This is a genomic window from Streptomyces sp. NPDC046727, assembly GCF_040645635.1.
Classification (GTDB): Bacteria; Actinomycetota; Actinomycetes; order Streptomycetales; family Streptomycetaceae; genus Streptomyces.
Map to the genome: position 1 here is coordinate 189,236 of NZ_JBEYYR010000003.1, position 15,265 is coordinate 204,500.

Consider the following 15,265-nt stretch of genomic DNA (forward strand, 5'->3'; position numbering starts at 1 on the left):
CTGTCGGCGTTTCCAGCACGACCCAGCACTACCCGACAGCGGTGCCGGGGAGGATCCGGTTCACCGCCTGAGTCCTGGAGAAGGCGAGGACTTGAGCATGGGATCCACTGCGCACCACGGCGCTGAAGGTGTCGGCCGTCGTGATCTGATCAAGCGGTCCGCGGCGCTCGGACTGGTCGCGGCCCCCGGGATGGGCCTGCTGTCCGCCTGCGCCAGCGGCGGCGGCAGCGACGAGTCGGACGACGGCAACACCAAGGGGAAGACGTCCAAGGACAACCCCTTCGGCGCCAAGAAGGGCGGCAAGCTCGACGTCGTCGTCTTCAAGGGCGGATACGGTGACGACTACGCCAAGGCGTGGGAGGCCGACTTCGCCAAGAAGCTCGGCATCACCTCCAGCCACACCGGCACCCAGGAGATCACCGGCAAGCTGCAGCCGCGTTTCAACGCGGGCAACCCGCCGGACATCGTGGACGACTCCGGCGCCCAGAAGATCAATATCGACGTCCTGTACAAGAACGGTCAGCTGCTGGACCTCGCCGAGGTGCTGGACGCGCCCTCGGTCGACGACCCCGCCAAGAAGGTCCGCGACACCCTGATCCCCGGCACGCTCGACCCGGGCATGCAGGAGGGCAAGATCGTCGCCCTGAACTACATCTACACGGTCTGGGGCCTGTGGTACTCGGGCAAGCTCTTCAAGGAGAAGGGCTGGCAGGAGCCCAAGACCTGGGCCGACTTCCTCGCCATCTGCAAGGACGCCAAGTCGCAGGGCATCGGCGGCCTCGCCCACCAGGGCAAGTACCCGTACTACATCAACGTCGCCATCATGGACCTGATCGCCAAGAAGGGCGGTCTGGACGCCATGAAGGCGATCGACAACCTCGACCCCAAGGCGTTCGTCGGCTCCGACGCCGCACAGGAGGCCATCGAGGCCATCTACGAGGTCGTCGAGAAGGGCTATCTGATGCCCGGCACGAACGGCCTGACCCACACCGAGTCGCAGACCCGCTGGAACCAGTACAAGGCCGTGTTCATCACCTCCGGCTCCTGGCTGGAGAACGAGCAGCTCAAGCAGACGCCGACGGACTTCGACATGAAGTTCCTGCCCATGCCGCTGCTGCCCGGCAGCACCCTGCCGTTCGAGGCGATCCGGGCCGGCTCGGGTGAGCCGTTCGTCATCCCGGCGAAGGCGGCGAACCTGCCCGCGGCCAAGGAGTTCATGCGGCGCATGCTCTCCAAGGAGTGGTCGACGCTCTTCGCCAAGCAGGCCAACTCGCTCACCATCCTCAAGGACGGCGTCGACGCGGGCGTCCAGCTGCGCCCGGGCACCCAGTCCACGGTCGAGGCGTCCAAGGCCGCGGGTGACAACACCTTCCGCTACCTGTACACCGAGTGGTACGGCGAGATGGGTACGGCCATCGAGGCCGCGTCCAACGAGCTGATGGCCAAGCGGATTCAGCCGAAGGAGTGGCTGAAGAGGTGTCAGGCGGCGGTGGACAAGCAGGCCAAGGACCCCGCGTCGAAGAAGAACCACCGGGATTAGGTTCGCCCAGTCGCCGTAGGGGTGCGGGTGCGATCGCGGGTGCCGGTGTGTGGTGGTCCTCGCGCAGTTCCCCGCGCCCCTGACGGGGCGCTCCACAACAGGGCAGGGAAAAAGGCCATGCGTAAAGGGCAGTACCGGTTCGTCGCGGGGTTTCTCCTCGTCCCCGTGGCGCTTTATGTGATCTTTGTGATCTGGCCGTACATCCAGACGTTCGGCTATTCGCTGACCGACTGGAAGGGGCAGTCACAGACCTTCCGCTTCATTGGTCTGGACAATTACAGGGCGCTGTTCCAGGACGATGTCTTCCTGGACGCCATTGGGCACAACATCCTCTTCCTGATCTTCATCCCCGTGATCACGATCCTGCTCGCCCTGTTCTTCGCCTTCATGCTGAACGCGGGCGGACGCGGCCGGGCCGGCGGGGTGCAGGGGGTCGCCGGGTCGAAGTTCTACAAAATCGTCTACTTCTTCCCCCAGGTGCTGTCGCTGGCCATTCTCGCCGTGCTGTTCAACGCGGTGTACCGCAGTGACGGCGGCGGTCTGCTCAACGGCTTCCTGATCAAGCTCGGGCTGGTCGACGCCGACAAACCCGTGGAGTGGCTCAACGAGCCGAACATGGTGCTGTGGGCGCTGATCCTGGTCGTGGTCTGGCACGGCGTCGGCTTCTACCTGGTGCTGTTCTCGGCCGCCATGCAGTCCATCCCGCGGGACATCTACGAGGCCGCCCTGATCGACGGGGCGAGCCGCAACCAGTCCTTCTTCCGCATCACCCTGCCGCTGCTGTGGGACACCGTGCAGACCGCCTGGGTCTACCTCGGCATCGTCGTCATGGACATGTTCGTACTGGTGTCCTCGATGACCCAGAACATGGGCGCGTACGGCGGCGGCCCCGACCACCACAGCGACGTGATGTCGACGGTGATGATGCGGAACTTCCTCTACTACGGCAAGAGCGGCTACGCCTGCGCCATGGGTGTGGTCATGCTGCTGCTCACGCTGGTCCTGTCCGTGGTCACGCTGCGCGCCACCCGCCGCGAGCGCATCGAGTTCTGAGCGGGAGAGACGACGATGAGCGCACCCATCAAGGAGAACGCCCCCGCCGAGGCCGGGCGGTCCGTGGCCAAGATCCCCGCCCGTCCGGGCGACAGCCGCAGCGAGGGCGTCGTCCTGAACGTCTTCTCCCACGGCTTCCTCGCCCTGTGGGCCCTGCTGATCGTGCTGCCGCTGCTGTGGCTGGTGCTCAGCTCCTTCAAGACCGACACCCAGATCGGCGGCTCGGCCTTCGGCTGGCCGCAGCACTGGTCCCTCGACGTCTTCACACGCGCCTGGGACAAGGGCATCGGCGACTACTTCCTGAACACCGTGATCGTCCTGGTGTTCTCCGTGCCGCTGACCATGCTGTTCGGGTCGATGGCCGCGTACGTGCTGGCCCGCTACCGGTTCTGGGGCAACCGGCTGCTCTACTACTTCTTCGTGGCCGGCGCGATGTTCCCGGTGTTCCTGGCCCTGGTCCCGCTGTTCTTCATGGTCAAACGGCTGGACATGCTGAACACCTACCAGGGGCTGATCCTGGTCTACATCGCCTACTCGATGCCGTTCACGGTCTTCTTCATGCACTCCTTCTTCCGGACCCTGCCCACGGCGGTCTTCGAGGCGGCGATCCTGGACGGCGCCTCGCACACCCGGACCTTCTTCCAGGTGATGCTGCCGATGGCGAAGCCCGGACTGATCAGCGTGGGGATCTTCAACACTCTGGGCCAGTGGAACCAGTTCATCCTGCCCACGGTCCTCATGCAGCCGCAGAGCGGCTCCGACCCCGAGCGCTACGTCCTCACCCAGGGCCTGATCCAGCTGCAACAGCAGCAGGGGTACGCCTCCGACCTGCCCGTTCTGTTCGCGGGCGTGACCATCGCCATGATCCCGATGCTGGTCGTGTACCTGTCCTTCCAGCGCCAGGTGCAGGCGGGTCTGACCTCGGCCACACTGAAGTGAACCGGGCCTGATCGCGTTCCGCGACCGTCCCTGCGCACGCCGTTCCCGACCTCCGGGGCGGCGTGCGCGGGTGTGTCCTGATACCCGGAAACGGTTCAACCTCTTGACGTAAGTCGCCCCGAACGGCTCAGCTTAGAGTTCACTAGTTGGACATACGCGGGGTCTCATCGAAGCGGCCCCGCGCTCAGGAGGTCGTCGTGGAGACTCCAGGGTCGCAGTCATCGCTGCACCGAGCCAACCTGGAGCGGGTGGTCCGGGCCGTACGGCTGGCCGGGTCCCTCACGCAGGCGGAGATCGCGCGGACGACCGGGCTGTCCGCAGCGACCGTCTCCAACATCGTGCGGGAGCTGAAGGACGGCGGAACCGTCGAGGTCACGCCCACGTCGGCGGGCGGGCGGCGGGCCCGCAGCGTCAGCCTGAGCGGGGACGCCGGCATCGTCATCGGTGTCGACTTCGGGCACACCCACATGCGCGTCGCGATCGGGAACCTCGCCCATCAGGTGCTGGCCGAGGAGGCCGAGCCGCTGGATGTCGACGCCTCCGCCGACCAGGGCTTCGACCGGGCCGAACAGCTGGTCAACCGGCTGATCGCGGCGACCGGCGTGGACCGGACCAAGGTGGCCGGCGTGGGGCTCGGCGTGCCGGGCCCGATCGACGTCGAGTCGGGCACGCTGGGGTCCACCGCGATCCTGCCCGGCTGGGGCGGCACCAAGCCCGCCGAGGAGCTGCGCGAACGGCTCGGCGTGCCCGTGCACGTGGACAACGACGCCAACCTCGGCGCCCTCGGCGAGCTGGTCTGGGGCAGCGGCAAGGGCGTGCGCGACCTGGCGTACATCAAGGTCGCGAGCGGTGTCGGCGCCGGCCTGGTGATCGACGGGAAGATCTACCGAGGACCCGGCGGCACAGCGGGTGAAATCGGGCATATTACACTCGATGAATCCGGTCCGGTCTGTCGCTGCGGGAACCGCGGCTGCCTGGAGACGTTCGCGGCGGCGCGCTATGTGCTCCCGCTGCTCCAGCCCGGTCACGGCCCCGATCTGACCATGGAAGGCGTCGTACGGCTGGCCAGGGACGGTGACCCGGGCTGCCGTCGGGTGATCGCCGACGTCGGCCGCCACATCGGCAGTGGAGTGGCCAATCTCTGCAATCTGCTGAACCCGAGCCGGGTGGTGCTCGGCGGTGATCTCGCCGAGGCCGGTGAGCTGGTGCTCGGGCCGATCAGGGAGTCCGTCGGCCGCTACGCCATCCCCAGCGCGGCGCGTCAACTGTCCGTCCTCCCGGGGGCACTTGGGGGTCGTGCGGAGGTGCTCGGCGCGCTCGCCCTCGCCCTCAGCGAGATGGGCGATTCGACCCTTTTGGAGGGGGCGCTGCCGGTGGCGGCCCCTGCCTTCACTTAGAGAACGGATGGCACCGTTGCCATCTCGTTAAGGATTTACTTCTTGACGTCGCACGTGTGGCCGAGTTGACTTCCAGCCACCTCGGCCGCAACGACGCGGCCTCGTCAGGGAGGTTTGTGAAGTGAACGCACGTATGCGTCGTGCCGCCGTTGCTGTTGCCGCTGGTGCGATGGCCGTCTCGCTGGCAGCCTGTGGCAGCGCCAAGGAGTCGAAGGGCAACAACGACTCTTCCTCCGCGTCCGCCAAGAAGGGCGACGACATCAAGGTCGGTCTCCTCCTTCCGGAGAACAAGACCGCGCGGTACGAGAAGTTCGACCGGCCGCTGATCGAGAAGAAGATCGGCGAGCTGACGAACGGCAAGGCCAAGGTCGAGTACAACAACGCCCGTCAGGACGCGAACCTGCAGGCCCAGCAGGTCGACACCATGATCACCAACAAGGTGGACGTCCTGATCGTGGACGCGGTCGACGCCAAGGCCATCCAGAACTCCGTCAAGAAGGCCGTGGACGCGGGCATCAAGGTCGTCGCCTACGACCGTCTGGCCGAGGGCCCGATCAGCGCCTACACCTCGTTCGACAACGAGGAGGTCGGCAAGACCCAGGGCAACGCCCTGCTGAAGGCGCTGGGCAGCAAGGCCTCCAAGTCCTCCAAGATCGTCATGATCAACGGCTCGGTGACCGACCCGAACGCCGCCCAGTTCAAGAAGGGCGCGCACTCCGCCCTCGACGGCAAGGTCACCATCGCCAAGGAGTACGACACCAAGGAGTGGTCGCCGGACAACGCCAACTCCGAGATGGAGGCGGCGATCTCCGCGGTCGGCAAGGGCAAGATCGCGGGTGTCTACTCCGCCAACGACGGCATGGCCGGCGGTATCATCACCGCCCTCAAGGCCGCGGGCCTGAGCGTCCCGGTCACCGGCCAGGACGCCGAGCTGGCCGGTGTGCAGCGCATCGTCACCGGTGACCAGTACATGAGCGTCTACAAGCCGTACGCCCCGGAGGCCGACGCCGCCGCCGAGATGGCCGTCGCGCTCGCCCAGGGCAAGTCGCTGGACTCCATCGCCAAGAACAAGGTCTCCAGCGGCTCGCAGAAGGACGTCCCGTCCGTCCTGGTCCCGGTCACCTCGCTGACCAAGGACAACATCAAGGACACCGTCATCAAGGACGGCGTCTACACGGCCGACGAGATCTGCGCCGGCAAGTACAAGTCGGCCTGCGACAAGCTCGGCCTCACCAAGTAAGCGGTAGGCGGTCCCTTCCCGGCCGCGGGCGTTCATCCCCCGAACGCCCGCCGTGAAGGAGACCGGCCGCCCCCAGGTCCTCCGGCGCCCCGGCGCAACAGACAGCCCCGCAAGCTCGGCCCCGGGGCGCCGGACGGAACACCCACAGGGTTGCTCCCAACCCACCCACCCAGATTTCTGCACAACCTCCCGCCGGGTCAGGCGGCGAAGGAGATGGTTCACGTGTCCGCTACGCCCGTGCTGGCGTTGCGCGGGGTCTCCAAGCGGTTCGGTGCCGTTCAGGCGCTCACCGACGTAGAGCTTGAGGTCCACGCCGGTGAGGTGGTCGCCCTGGTCGGCGACAACGGCGCCGGAAAGTCCACGCTGGTCAAGACGATCGCCGGCGTTCACCCCATCGACGAGGGTGCCATCGAGTGGGATGGCAAGCCCGTGTCGATCAGCAAGCCGCACGACGCCCAGGCGCTGGGCATCGCGACGGTCTACCAGGACCTCGCGCTGTGCGACAACATCGACGTCGTCGGCAACCTCTTCCTCGGCCGTGAGCTGAAGAAGTGGGGCGTCCTGGACGAGGTCGAGATGGAGCGCCGCTCGCGCGAGCTGCTCACCACGCTGTCCATCCGCATCCCGAGCGTCCGCATCCCGATCGCCTCGCTCTCCGGCGGCCAGCGCCAGACCGTGGCCATCGCCCGTTCGATGCTCGGCGACCCCAAGCTGGTCATCCTGGACGAGCCCACCGCGGCCCTCGGCGTCGAGCAGACCGCCCAGGTGCTCGACCTGGTCGAGCGCCTGCGCGAGCGCGGCCACGCCGTCATCCTCATCAGCCACAACATGGCGGACGTGAAGGCGGTGGCCGACAAGGTCGCCGTCCTGCGCCTCGGCCGCAACAACGGCGTCTTCGAGGTCAAGAACACCTCGCAGGAGGAGATCATCTCCGCCATCACCGGCGCCACCGACAACGCCGTGACCCGCCGTGCGGCGCGCACGAACGGGGAGGTTTCCAAGTGAGCATCGACAAGACCTCCGCGAACCCCGGCAAGACGTCCGAGGAGCCGCAGGACGCCCCGGTCGTGAACCCGGAGGCCGCGGCCGCCGCGGTCACCGCCGTCGACCCGCGCCTGCTGGTCCAGGAAGAGGGCCTGCTCGGCTACTGGTACGAGTTCAAGCGCAAGATGAAGGCCGGCGAGCTGGGTTCCCTCCCGGTCGTGCTGGGCCTCGCGATCATCTGCATCGTCTTCCAGGTCCTGAACTCCGAGTTCCTCTCCGCCGAGAACATCAGCAACATCACGGTCACGATGGTCGGCACGGGGATGATCTCCGTCGGCATCGTCTTCGTGCTGCTGCTCGGCGAGATCGACCTGTCGGTCGGCTCGGTCAGCGGTGCGGCCAGCGCCCTCGCGGCCGTCCTCACGGTCAACCAGGGCTGGCCCGAGTGGGTGGCCGTGCTCGTCGCCATCGCCGCCGGTGCCGCCATCGGCGCACTGCACGGCTTCTTCTTCGCGGTGCTCGGCGCGCCCGCCTTCGCCGTGACCCTGGCCGGTCTGCTGTTCTGGCTGGGCTTCATGCTGAAGGTGCTGGGCGAGGACGGCACGATCAACCTCGACAGCGACGGTCTGATCGGCAAGCTGACCACGTACACCTTCACGGACGTGGCCGCCGCGTACGGGCTCGCGCTCGTCGTGGTCGCCGGGTTCTTCATCAGCTCCTTCCTGGGCAACCGGCGCCGGGAGGCCGCGGGCGTCCCGTCCCGGCCGCTCAGCGACACGGTCCTGCGCACGGCGCTGCTCGCGGTGGTCGCCTTCGCCGCGGCCTACATGTACAACCAGTACAAGGGCCTGCCGCTGGCCACCGTGATCTTCCTCGTGTTCCTGATCGGCACCGACTTCGTGCTGCGCCGCACCTCCTACGGCCGCAAGGTCTTCGCGCTCGGCGGCAGCGTGGAGGCGTCCCGGCGCGCCGGTATCAGCGTCACGGCGGTACGGATCTCCGTCTTCGCCATCTCCGGCGGGTTCGCGGCGATCGGTGGTCTGTTCCTGGCCTCGAAGATCGCCTCCGCCAACCAGAGCGCGGGTACGGGTGACCTGCTGATGAACGCGATCGCCGCGGCCGTGATCGGTGGCACGTCGCTGTTCGGCGGGCGTGGCCGTACCTGGAACGCCCTGCTGGGTGTGCTGGTGATCGTGTCCATCCAGTACGGTCTCCAGCTGGAGTCCATCGCGGAGCCGGTGAAGTACATGATCACCGCGGCTGTGCTGTTGACCACGGTCGTCATCGACTCGATCACGCGGAAGACCCAGAAGACCGCGGGTCGCGCGTAGCTCCACGGGTAGACCAGTCGCCCGGCGCCCGAAAGGCGCCGGGCGCTGTCGTGTCCCGCAAACCATGAACATTAGACTCGGGCGAGCCCGGCGAAAGCTCGATCAGCTCTACTGCAAGGAGGCACGGGTGCCGCTGCTGACCCGCATCAGGGGACCGCGCGATCTGGACCGGCTCAGCCTGGAGGAGCTGGACCTGCTGGCAGAGGAGATCCGGACCTTCCTCGTCGACGCCGTCTCCAAGACCGGCGGCCACCTCGGCCCCAACCTCGGTGTGGTGGAGCTGACCATCGCCCTGCACCGGGTCTTCGAGTCGCCGAAGGACAAGGTGCTGTGGGACACCGGCCACCAGTCCTACGTGCACAAGCTGCTCACCGGCCGGCAGGACTTCTCCCGGCTGAAGATGAAGGGCGGCCTGTCGGGCTACCCCGCCCAGGCCGAGTCCGAGCACGACGTCATCGAGAACAGCCACGCCTCGACCGTGCTCGGCTGGGCCGACGGCATCGCCAAGGCCAACCAGCTGAAGAAGCGGGACAGCCACGTCGTCGCCGTGATCGGTGACGGGGCCCTGACCGGCGGCATGGCCTGGGAGGCGCTCAACAACATCGCCGAGGCCAAGGACCGCCCGCTCGTCATCGTCGTCAACGACAACGAGCGGTCGTACGCCCCCACCATCGGCGGCCTCGCCAACCACCTGGCGACCCTGCGCACCACCGACGGCTACGAGCGCTTCCTCGCCCGGACGAAGGACATCCTGGACCGCACACCGGTCGTCGGGAAGCCGCTGTACGAGACCCTGCACGGCGCCAAGAAGGGGCTGAAGGACTTCATCGCCCCGCAGGGCATGTTCGAGGACCTGGGCCTGAAGTACGTCGGCCCCATCGACGGCCACGACATCGAGGCGCTGGAGTCCGCTCTCGCGCGCGCCAAGCGGTTCGGCGGGCCCGTCATCGTGCACTGCCTGACCGAGAAGGGCCGCGGCTACCAGCCCGCCCTCCAGGACGAGGCCGACCGCTTCCACGCCGTCGGCAAGATCCACCCGGACACCGGCCTGCCGATCGCCTCCTCCGGCGCCGACTGGACCTCCGTGTTCGGCGAGGAGATGGTCAGACTCGGCGAGGAGCGCGAGGACATCGTCGCGATCACCGCGGCCATGCTCCAGCCAGTCGGCCTGGACAGGTTCGCCAAGCGCTTCCCCGAACGCGTGTACGACGTCGGGATCGCCGAGCAGCACGGCGCCGTCTCCGCGGCGGGCCTCGCGCACGGCGGCCTGCACCCGGTCTTCGCCGTCTACGCCACCTTCCTCAACCGCGCCTTCGACCAGGTCCTCATGGACGTGGCCCTGCACAAGTGCGGCGTGACCTTCGTACTGGACCGGGCCGGTGTCACCGGCACCGACGGCGCCTCCCACAACGGCATGTGGGACATGTCGATCCTCCAGGTCGTCCCCGGGCTGCGGCTCGCCGCGCCGCGTGACGCCGACCAGGTCCGTGCCCAGCTGCGCGAGGCCGTCGCGGTCGAGGACGCGCCGACCGTGGTGCGCTTCTCCAAGGGCGCCGTCGGCCCCGCCGTACCCGCCGTGGGCCGCGTCGGCGGCATGGACGTCCTCCGGGAGCCGGGCACCGACCGGCCGGACGTGCTGCTGGTCTCCGTGGGCGCCCTCGCCCCGATGTGCCTGGAGATCGCCGAGCTGCTGGACAGGCAGGGCATCTCCACCACCGTCGTCGACCCCCGCTGGGTCAAGCCCGTGGACGAGGCCATGGCCCCGCTGGCCGAGCGGCACCGGGTCGTCGTCACCGTCGAGGACAACAGCCGCGTCGGCGGTGTCGGCTCCGCCGTCGCCCAGGCCCTGCGGGACGCGGGCGTGGACGTGCCGCTGCGCGACTTCGGCATCCCGCCGCGCTTCCTCGACCACGCCTCCCGCGCCGAGGTCATGGCCGAGATCGGGCTGACCGCGCCCGACATCGCCCGCCAGGTCACCGGGCTGGTCGCCCGGCTCGACGGCCGGTTCGACTCGACGGCCGGCGCGGTCGATTCCGTACAGCCCGCGCGCGACTAGAAACCGACCCTCCGGGCCGGTTCCGCCACTCCTCCCGGTGGCGGAACCGGCCCGTTTGCGTGAACCTGCCTGTGCCGGGGCATACGCGTCCCCGGCCCTCTCGATCATGTCGAGGACGACGAGCGTGGGAGGTAGGTACGTGAGCAGCACGCTCTTCAGGACGAAGAAGATCGAGCAGTCCATCCTGGACACCGAGGAACCCGAGCACTCGCTCAAGAAGTCCCTCTCCGCGCTGGACCTGACCGTCTTCGGCGTCGGCGTCATCATCGGCACCGGCATCTTCGTCCTCACCGGACAGGTCGCCAAGAACAACGCCGGCCCGGCGGTGTCCCTGGCCTTCGTCGCGGCCGGCGTCGCCTGCGCGCTCGCCGCCCTGTGCTACGCCGAGTTCGCCTCCTCGGTCCCCGTGGCGGGCTCCGCGTACACCTTCTCCTACGCCTCGCTGGGCGAGTTGCCCGCCTGGATCATCGGCTGGGACCTGGTCCTCGAATTCGCCCTCGGCACCGCCGTGGTGGCGGTCGGCTGGTCCGGCTACGTCCGGTCCCTGATGGACAACTGGGGCTGGCATCTGCCGGCCTCCCTGGGCGGCCGGGACGGCGCCTCCGGCTTCGGCTTCGACATCCTCGCCGCCGCCCTGGTGCTGCTGCTCACCGCCATCCTCGTCGTCGGCATGAAGCTGTCCGCCCGGATCACCTCGCTCGTCGTCGCCGTCAAGGTGACCGTCGTCCTCATCGTGATCATCGCGGGCGCCTTCTTCATCAACGGCGACAACTACAAGCCGTTCGTCCCCAAGGCCCAGGCGGTGGAGGCGGGCGGCAACCTCAAAGCCCCGCTGATCCAGCTGATGTTCGGCTGGGCCCCGTCCAACTTCGGTGTGATGGGCATCTTCACCGCCGCGTCGGTGGTGTTCTTCGCGTTCATCGGCTTCGACGTCGTCGCCACCGCGGCCGAGGAGACCCGCAACCCGCAGCGGGACATGCCGCGCGGCATCCTCGGCTCCCTGCTCATCTGCACCGTGCTCTACGTCGCCGTCGCCATCGTCGTCACCGGCATGCAGAAGTACACCCAGCTCTCCGTGGACGCCCCGCTCGCCGACGCGTTCAAGGCGCTCGACCACCCCTTCTTCGCGGGCGTCATCAGCTTCGGCGCCGCCGTCGGCCTGACCACGGTCTGCATGATCCTGCTGCTCGGCCAGACCCGGGTGTTCTTCGCGATGAGCCGGGACGGACTGCTGCCCCGGTTCTTCTCCCACGTCCATCCGCGCTTCAAGACCCCGCACCGGCCGACCATCCTGCTCGGCGTGATCATCGCGATCGTGGCCGGCTTCACCAGCCTGAGCGCACTGGCCGAGCTGGTGAACATCGGCACGCTGTTCGCGTTCGTCGTCGTCGCGCTCAGCGTGATCATCCTGCGCCGGACCCGCCCCGACCTGCACCGCGCCTTCCGCACCCCATGGGTCCCGGTCATCCCGATCCTGTCCGTGTGCGCCTCGCTGTGGCTGATGCTCAACCTGCCCGCCGAGACCTGGCTCCGGTTCGCCATCTGGATGGTCATCGGCTTCCTCGTCTACTTCCTCTACGGCCGCTCGCACAGCCGCCTCGGGCGGCACGAGGAGACCACGGTCGACGAGGTCGTGCACCCGCCGCACGGAACCGCCGAGTAGCCCGCAGACTCCCGCCCCGGCCCCGTATGTCCCGCTTCGGCTGGGACCGCGGGGCCGGATAGCGTGCTGACCATGCTCGCCGCCCCGCTCGCCCCCGCACGGACCGCGGTCACCCGGACGGCGTACTGGGCGCGGCTGCTGCCCCTCCTGGCGGCCCTGGCCTGCGCCACCCGGATCCCCTCCTTCGCCCGGCCGCTGTGGAACCCGGACGAGGGCTTCCTCGCCGTACAGGCGCGGCTGCTCGCCCAGGGCGGGCAGCTGTACGACACCGTGGTGGACCGCAAGCCGCCGCTGCTGCCCTGGCTGTACCGGGCCGCGTTCGCGGTCTTCGGCTCCGGCTCGCTGACCCCGCTGCGGGTACTCGCCGTCCTCGCCCAGCTGCTCACCGCCGCCCTGCTGGCCTCCCTGGCCCGCCGCCGCTGGGGCGACCGGGCCGGCCGCACCGCCGGGGTGCTGTACCTGCTGGTCTCGGTCGGGCTCAACCCCGAGGACGCGCAGGCCGCCACCTTCGAGGTGTTCATACTGCCCGGCACGGTTGCCGCCCTGTGGTGCGCGGACCGCGGGCGCTGGGGCGCGGCCGGGGCCGCCGTCGCCGCCGCGTTCCTGACCAAGCAGACCGGCGGCGCGGTGCTGCTGCCGGTGGCCTGGCTGCTGCACCAGCGGGGCGGCCCGGGCGGGGGCCTGGCGCGGCTCGCGGCCGGCTTCGCCGTCCCGGTGCTGGGCGTGGCCCTGGTGACGGATCCGGCCGGCTTCCTGTTCTGGACGGTGACCGGCTCCGCCGCGTACGCCTCCGTCACCGGCTCCGAACTCCATGTCCTGGCCCGCGCGCTCACCAACGCCGCGATCCTGGCGGTGGCTTCGGCGGGGCTGATCCCGCCGGTCGTACGGGCCCTGCGCATCGCCCGCGCCGGAGCGGGGGAGCTGTGGCTGTGGCTGGCCTCCTCGGCCCTCGCCGTGGCCCTCGGCTGCCACTTCTTCGGCCACTACTACCTGCAACTCACCCCGCCGCTGGCCCTGCTGGCCACCGCCGCGCTGCACGTCCTGCCCCTGGAGCGGCACCTGGCCGCCGTCCTCACCTCGGCCTGCGCCTGCGCCCTCTTCGTCGGCTGGGGCCTCATCGCCCCGCGCCCCGAACTCGCGCACGCCGAGCGGCTGGCGGCGGCCCTCGCGCACCGCACGGCACCCGCCGACCGGGTCCTCGTCTGGGGCATACACCCGGAGACGTACTGGCTGGCCGGGCGCGCCCCCGCCACCCGCTACCTCACCGCGGGCCTGCTGACCAACTACAGCGGCGGCCGGGACGGCCCCCAGGTCGGCGAGAAGTACGCCGTCCCCGGCGCCTGGCCGGTCTTCCGGCGCGAGATGACCGCGCACGCCCCCGCCCTCGTCGTCGACGACTCCCGCGGCAAGCCGTACGCCCCCGACCGCATCCCCACCCTGAACCGCCTGCTCGCGCAGGGCTACACGGAGGTGGGCCGGGTGGACGGCGCGGTGCTGTACGCCCGGACGCCGTAGGCCCTGGGGTGGCGGACGCGGTCAGCCCAGGACCGTGCGCGGGCCGGCCACCTCCGCGCCCAGTTCCGTCACCCGGCGCCGCAGCTCGCGGTCGGCGGTCACCACCAGGCGGGACCGCCCGGGGCTCTCGGCGGTCAGCTCCACGATCCGGTCGTCCCCGCTGCCCGGCGCCGACTCCACCCGCACGCCCGGCACGGACGCCACGCCACGGGCCGCGCCCTCGACCACGAGCACGATCTCCACGGGTTCCCGATGCCCGGGCAGGCCCTCGCTCGCCAGCCGGTCCCGCAGCCGCTCGGCCGCCCCCTTGCGGTCCCGCCACCAGCCGTCGGGCCGCGAGCCGACGACGTTCGCGCCGTCCACGATGACGAGCGGCGGGGCGGGGGAGACGGGGGGATCCAGGGGGTCGCCGGGGGCGTTCATGCGGCAAGGATCCCACGGGTGGGGGCCGGTACCGGGCGACGTAAAGTGAACCGGTGAACGGCGACTGGCTCCTTCGCGGCCGAGACGGCCGGCTCAGTGTCTACCAGCTGTCGGGCGACGCCGTCCTGTGCCGTGCGGAGCGCGGCCCGGGCGGCCCCTGGACCGCCCCCCGCACGGTGGGCGGCGAGCAGAAACTGCACTCCGTCCTGGCGGCGGGCCAGGGCGCCGACGGCTATGCCCACCTGGTCTCCTGGCGGCCCACCCACAAGGGCGAGTCCGGGCTGGTGCACTCCACGCACTTCCGCCCGCACCTGGCGGCCCTGGACTGGAACCCGATCGGCCACCCGAACCGGACGGGGCAGCGGACCGGCACCCCCGCCGTCGCGGTCGACGCGCAGGGCCGTGCCCATGTCTTCGTCCCGAACAAGGGCGGCGGGGTGAGCATGCTCGCGCAGAAGGAGAAGGGCGGCTGGGACCCCTGGCGGGACCTGAAGGGCCGTGAGGTCCGGGACGGACTGGCCGCCGTCACCGGGGAGTCCGGCAGGGTCGAGCTGTACGCGGCGGTCCCGCAGGGCCTGCTGTACTGGCGGCAGGAGAAGCCGGGCGCCCAGCCCGTGCTGCAGGAGGCGCTGCAGGCCCCGGTCCGCCCGGGCACCCTGCGGGCCCTGGCGACCTCCCCGGAGAGTACGACCGTCTTCTACACCGACACCTCCGGCGGGCTGTGCGCCTGGCGCCCGGGCGGCGAGCCGGTCACCGTGCTGCCGGCGGCGGGACCGGGCCCGGTGTCGGCGGTCCGCTGCGACCTGGACGGCCACGACTGCACGCTGCTGGTCCAGCGTTCGGAGAACCGCCGGGTCGCCTTCGCCGCGTACCCGACCGAGCTGGAGTCGGCGGGCGCCTGGTGGACCGAGTCGGGCCCCGAACTGCCGCTGGACGCGCTGGTGGGCCTCGCGACGGACGAGGAGGGCCGGGTGGTGGCGGCGACGCTGTCCCCGTCGACCGGGCAACTCCTGCTGACCCGGCGGAAGGACGAGCCGGGGCTGGCGCTGGAGGCGTGGCGGCAGGTCTGAGCGGGTCCGACCGGGTCCGGGCATGCGGAAGGGCCCCCGCCGCCGCGGGGGCCC

The 15,265-nt window shown here is 69.7% G+C and carries 12 protein-coding genes; 11 read left to right on the forward strand and 1 reads right to left on the reverse strand.

Features of this window, described 5'->3' with window-relative positions; all coding sequences use genetic code 11:
* The first annotated feature begins 97 nt into the window (after positions 1–97).
* The 10 genes from ngcE (at position 98) to ABZ937_RS04940 (ending at position 13,718) form a co-directional block, all read left to right on the forward strand.
* The gene (gene ngcE, locus ABZ937_RS04895; RefSeq protein ID WP_361685724.1) at positions 98–1,540 is read left to right on the forward strand and encodes an N-acetylglucosamine/diacetylchitobiose ABC transporter substrate-binding protein; all 1,443 of its coding nucleotides are present in this window, start codon (positions 98–100) and stop codon (positions 1,538–1,540) included.
* Positions 1,541–1,657: 117 nt separating this feature from the next.
* Positions 1,658–2,593, forward strand: a complete 936-nt coding sequence (locus ABZ937_RS04900) for a sugar ABC transporter permease (protein ID WP_361685726.1) — start codon at positions 1,658–1,660, stop codon at positions 2,591–2,593.
* 15 nt (positions 2,594–2,608) lie between these two features.
* Complete coding sequence (locus tag ABZ937_RS04905; protein ID WP_361685728.1) at positions 2,609–3,532, forward strand: carbohydrate ABC transporter permease; 924 nt, start codon at positions 2,609–2,611, stop codon at positions 3,530–3,532.
* A 197-nt stretch (positions 3,533–3,729) separates the two neighbouring features.
* Positions 3,730–4,929, forward strand: a complete 1,200-nt coding sequence (locus ABZ937_RS04910) for an ROK family transcriptional regulator (protein WP_361685730.1) — start codon at positions 3,730–3,732, stop codon at positions 4,927–4,929.
* 133 nt (positions 4,930–5,062) lie between these two features.
* Positions 5,063–6,169 carry a substrate-binding domain-containing protein gene (locus ABZ937_RS04915; RefSeq protein WP_361686112.1) on the forward strand — a complete coding sequence of 369 codons (1,107 nt, stop codon included), beginning with the start codon at positions 5,063–5,065 and terminating at the stop codon, positions 6,167–6,169.
* A gap of 213 nt (positions 6,170–6,382) precedes the next feature.
* Positions 6,383–7,174 (forward strand): ATP-binding cassette domain-containing protein, encoded by a 792-nt coding sequence (locus ABZ937_RS04920; RefSeq protein ID WP_361685732.1) that lies wholly within the window; start codon positions 6,383–6,385, stop codon positions 7,172–7,174.
* Positions 7,175–7,176: 2 nt separating this feature from the next.
* A complete protein-coding gene (locus tag ABZ937_RS04925) occupies positions 7,177–8,484 on the forward strand; it encodes a sugar ABC transporter permease (RefSeq protein ID WP_361686114.1) in 1,308 nt (435 codons plus the stop codon).
* A 127-nt stretch (positions 8,485–8,611) separates the two neighbouring features.
* A complete protein-coding gene (gene dxs / locus ABZ937_RS04930; protein ID WP_361685734.1) occupies positions 8,612–10,540 on the forward strand; it encodes a 1-deoxy-D-xylulose-5-phosphate synthase in 1,929 nt (642 codons plus the stop codon).
* A 139-nt stretch (positions 10,541–10,679) separates the two neighbouring features.
* Complete coding sequence (locus ABZ937_RS04935; protein ID WP_361685736.1) at positions 10,680–12,203, forward strand: amino acid permease; 1,524 nt, start codon at positions 10,680–10,682, stop codon at positions 12,201–12,203.
* A 72-nt stretch (positions 12,204–12,275) separates the two neighbouring features.
* Positions 12,276–13,718, forward strand: a complete 1,443-nt coding sequence (locus ABZ937_RS04940) for a glycosyltransferase family 39 protein (protein ID WP_361685738.1) — start codon at positions 12,276–12,278, stop codon at positions 13,716–13,718.
* Between the two features lie 21 nt (positions 13,719–13,739).
* On the opposite strand, the gene ABZ937_RS04945 is transcribed toward ABZ937_RS04940, so the two are convergent.
* Complete coding sequence (locus ABZ937_RS04945; RefSeq protein ID WP_361685740.1) at positions 13,740–14,141, reverse strand: NTP pyrophosphohydrolase; 402 nt, start codon at positions 14,139–14,141, stop codon at positions 13,740–13,742.
* Between the two features lie 53 nt (positions 14,142–14,194).
* On the opposite strand from ABZ937_RS04945, the gene ABZ937_RS04950 reads away from it, so the two are divergent.
* Positions 14,195–15,211, forward strand: a complete 1,017-nt coding sequence (locus ABZ937_RS04950) for a hypothetical protein (RefSeq protein WP_361685742.1) — start codon at positions 14,195–14,197, stop codon at positions 15,209–15,211.
* Positions 15,212–15,265 lie beyond the last annotated feature (54 nt).

Excerpts from the sequence above, each read along its gene's own strand:
- ABZ937_RS04915 (WP_361686112.1), top strand. The coding sequence starts at position 5,063 with ATGCGTCGTGCCGCCGTTGCTGTTGCCGCTGGTGCGATGGCCGTCTCG.
- ngcE (WP_361685724.1), top strand. The coding sequence starts at position 98 with ATGGGATCCACTGCGCACCACGGCGCTGAAGGTGTCGGCCGTCGTGAT.
- ABZ937_RS04920 (WP_361685732.1), top strand. The coding sequence starts at position 6,383 with ATGGTTCACGTGTCCGCTACGCCCGTGCTGGCGTTGCGCGGGGTCTCC.
- ABZ937_RS04940 (WP_361685738.1), top strand. The coding sequence starts at position 12,276 with ATGCTCGCCGCCCCGCTCGCCCCCGCACGGACCGCGGTCACCCGGACG.
- ABZ937_RS04905 (WP_361685728.1), top strand. The coding sequence starts at position 2,609 with ATGAGCGCACCCATCAAGGAGAACGCCCCCGCCGAGGCCGGGCGGTCC.
- ABZ937_RS04900 (WP_361685726.1), top strand. The coding sequence starts at position 1,658 with ATGCGTAAAGGGCAGTACCGGTTCGTCGCGGGGTTTCTCCTCGTCCCC.
- ABZ937_RS04945 (WP_361685740.1), bottom strand. The coding sequence starts at position 14,141 with ATGAACGCCCCCGGCGACCCCCTGGATCCCCCCGTCTCCCCCGCCCCG.